Annotated in this window: 3 protein-coding genes; 1 reads left to right on the top strand and 2 read right to left on the bottom strand. The window is 33.0% G+C overall.

All coding sequences use genetic code 11. The annotated features are described in order from the left end of the window. Nucleotides 1–386: response regulator transcription factor (locus B4I81_RS07055; RefSeq protein WP_291109117.1), on the top strand; the 386-nt coding region annotated here is incomplete at its 5' end. Here the strand turns inward: B4I81_RS07055 and dnaG are convergent. Further along, the gene (gene dnaG / locus B4I81_RS07050) at nucleotides 383–2,359 is read right to left on the bottom strand and encodes a DNA primase (protein ID WP_291109115.1); all 1,977 of its coding nucleotides are present in this window, start codon (nucleotides 2,357–2,359) and stop codon (nucleotides 383–385) included. The two genes, B4I81_RS07055 and dnaG, sit on opposite strands and share 4 nt — an antisense overlap. A gap of 139 nt (nucleotides 2,360–2,498) precedes the next feature. Next, on the bottom strand, nucleotides 2,499–3,643 hold a 1,145-nt coding region (locus B4I81_RS07045), incomplete at its 5' end, for a hypothetical protein (protein ID WP_291109113.1).

Here is a 3,643-nt window from a genome sequence, read left to right as displayed (position 1 = left end):
CAAATGTTTCCGAACAGATGTATGCACCAACAGCAATAAAAGCAGGAGTTTCAGCATACGTTTCTAAGAGAAGTGATTTAAAAGATCTAGAAGCCACAATTACAAAAGTAACTGAAGGCAAAGTTGTCTTTAGCGAAACGGTTAAGAAAAGCATTGAAATGCTTAGTAAAGGAAAAAAATCGGAGCGATTGTTTAAAAAATTATCTACAAGAGAAATTGAAGTACTTCGTTACCTAAATGATGGTAAGAAAAACAAAGAAGTAGCTCAAATACTTGGTTTAGATGAAAAAACAATTAGCACTTACAAATTGCGATTATTAGCCAAACTAGATGTAACTAACCTCGTGGATTTATTAAAAAAAGCAAAAGATTTAGATGTAATTTAATTGTATCTTGACAAAACTCTACCCAAGTTTTTAGAAAAGATATGTGTTAACCCCAAATAAGCCATTACCATTTCCAGAGTTTCTGAGTTATCAGAATTTTCATCGGACGAAATTGAATTTTTCAAATCGTCTATAATGTTATTGACTAAATACCATCGCAATGTGATAATCGTCTCGGTTACGTATTGGCTTATGGTGGATTCCTTTTGTTTTACATAAATTTGTTGTACTTCCCAATTGTGTAATACCTCACGTTCTTCATTCATAAGAACCGTGGAGACTTCTTGCGCTAATTCTTCAGGAAGTTGCATCAAATATTTATCCAATTCAAATGACTCATTTTCATTAAAATATGCAATTAAATGATTGTAAATTTCTTTGAAAATTGGATTTGCCAGTTCTACCTCATCTTCTTGCAAACTCAGATAGATTCGTTGGAAAACTTTATAGGTATTTTGCTCTTTTACCTCAACCATTTCTCCTTCCTCATTCTGACTTAAAATAGTATCTTCAAATTCGGCTTCTTTATCGCCATACAACAACAAAATCTGAATGATTTTATGTTCCAATTCATATTGAATATCAACTTTTGATGTAGGTTGAGTAACATCATTTCTTACGATTTCAAATGCCTTTTGTTCCTCTTTATATTGTTTATTAGCTTCCGATAAATCTTTCTTTACTAATTGCGCTAAGGTATTAAAAAGTACATCTTCGGAAATATCCATGATTCTGGAACATTCCTTGATGTAGACCTCTCTTTTAATTCGGTCTGGAATTTTTGAAATACTGATGACCATATCCCGAATTAAATCCGCCTTTTTGATTGGATCATTCTTAGCTTCTTGCATCAATAAAGACGCTTTAAACTGAATGAAGTCTTTGGCGTTATCTTCAAAATATTGCAACAAATCTTCATACGAAGTTTTTCTTGCAAAACTATCTGGGTCATCGCCATCAGGAAACGTACACACTTTTACATTCATTCCAGCTTCCAAAATCAAATCGATACCACGAATTGAAGCTCGAAGTCCAGCCGCATCTCCATCAAAAAGCACGGTAATGTTTGGCGTTAAACGATTAATTAAACGAATTTGGTCTGATGTTAAAGCAGTTCCTGAAGACGCAACAACATTTTCAATTCCAGCTTGATGCATTTGGATAACATCGGTATAACCTTCCACCAAATAACAATTATTTAGTTTGGCGATAGCTTGCTTCGCATGAAAAATTCCGTATAAAACTTTACTCTTGTGGTAAATATCGCTTTCGGGCGAATTCAGGTATTTTGCAGCTTTTTTGTCATTGGTCAAAATACGACCACCAAAACCTAAAACACGTCCACTCATACTGTGAATTGGAAACATTACACGACCTTTGAATCGATCGAATTGCTTGTCTTCCTTAACTATGGAAAGTCCGGTTTTATCTAAATATTCTAGTTTATATCCTTTTCCGAGTGCTTCTTTTGTAAAAGCATCCCATGATTCAGGAGAATATCCTAAACCGAATTTCTTAATCGTATCTGAAGTAAAACCACGTTCTTTAAAATAAGACAATCCGATGGCTTTTCCTTCTTCCGTTTCTAATAAAGTGTGATGAAAATATTTCTGTGCGAATTCGGAAACCAAATACATGCTTTCCTTTTCATTGGCTTGCACTACATCTTCGTCGGTTTGAATCGTTTCTTCAATTTCGATATTGTACTTATTCGCTAAATATTTAATGGCTTCGGGATAGGTAAAATGTTCGTGCTCCATCAAGAATGTCACGGCATTTCCGCCTTTTCCAGAAGAAAAATCCTTCCAAATTTGCTTTACCGGAGAAACCATAAACGATGGCGATTTCTCGTTCACAAACGGAGACAATCCTTTTAAGTTACTTCCAGCGCGTTTGAGTTGAACAAAATCACCAATCACCTCCTCAACTCGGGCGGTTTCAAAAACTTTCTCTATGGTGTCTTTAGATATCAAAATAGATTTTTGATTTTTAGGATTTTAAAAAACGAATTCAAAGTTACAAAGTTAATCGATAAAAATCATTCGTAAACAAAAAAAGCACTTCATTTACATGAAGTGCTTTTTAAACAGAGAACTTAACCTAACCCTAAATTTAATTAATATCAAAGCGTATACCTAATGAAACGTTGTTTTGATCTATATTATTGTTTTTGAACATTGGATTTAAGTCATATTTAACATATAGACTGGTTTGACCATATCCTACATATGCACTCAATCCATAATTAAAATCCGAAACATTGAAATCTCCTTTTTGTCTTTCCTTTATTTTATGATCGTCTATTTCATATTTTAATATTTGTTTTGATTTAACACGAACACCTGCATAACCTCCAATTCCTAATCGGACCGACTCATGTGTTCTGAAATACGTTTTGGTTCCGTCTTTTGAAAGTTTTTTTGGCGTAAAATCAAATTCTAAATGAATTGGAGCAGTTAAATACACATTTCTAAAACGAGATTCATCAAGTTTTACAGTTGATTGAACCAAATCTGTTTGATCTCCATTGGCAACAAAATAACGATTATCTGTTGGTCTAAGGTTATTATACATTAATGAAAGCCCATACTTAGCATGCATAAGGTTATGATTTTTGAAAATTCTAGAATTATATGTAATTCCCAACTCATAGAAATGAGAACCCCACACTTTAAAATCTGAGTCTTTCAAATTTTCATCCTTAGTAATTACATTATTTAAGCCGAATGCAAAAACAAATTGCGATGTAGTTCTTTTAGACTTTCTTTCAGCTTTATCTTTTTCGCCTTTATATATCTTCATAGAACCCAAATTGATTTCCGTTTTATTTTGCCCTATTGAATCTCGCGAACTACTTCCTATAACAATGGTTGTTCCTCCTTTTCTTGAAGAAGCTTCGATGGTATCAGTAATCCTTCCATCAACCTTATCTTTTACTAATTGTGCCAATTTTTCTTCTTCAATGGCCACTTTAGTTTCAATATTTTTGGCACGTTCTTCTGCAATTTTCAATTTTAATTCTTGTCCTTTTTCGGCTGAAATTTTCCCTTCTTTTACTTGCAAATCAATCGCCTCTACTTCTTTCTTCAAAGCATTTTTTTCTTCAATAGTAATCATTTCAATGTTAGAAGCGATTTCTTTCGCCTTTTTTTCAAAACTTTTTTCCTGGGCAAATGCTTTTGTCACTAAACTAAAAGCAATAATGATGGTGTACAAAATAATTTTTTGCATGACTGTTTGATTTTTAATTAATGATG

The organism is Flavobacterium sp. UBA6195, assembly GCF_002422095.1.
Taxonomy (GTDB): domain Bacteria; phylum Bacteroidota; class Bacteroidia; order Flavobacteriales; family Flavobacteriaceae; genus Flavobacterium.
This window is presented reverse-complemented; position numbering and strand designations above follow the sequence as displayed.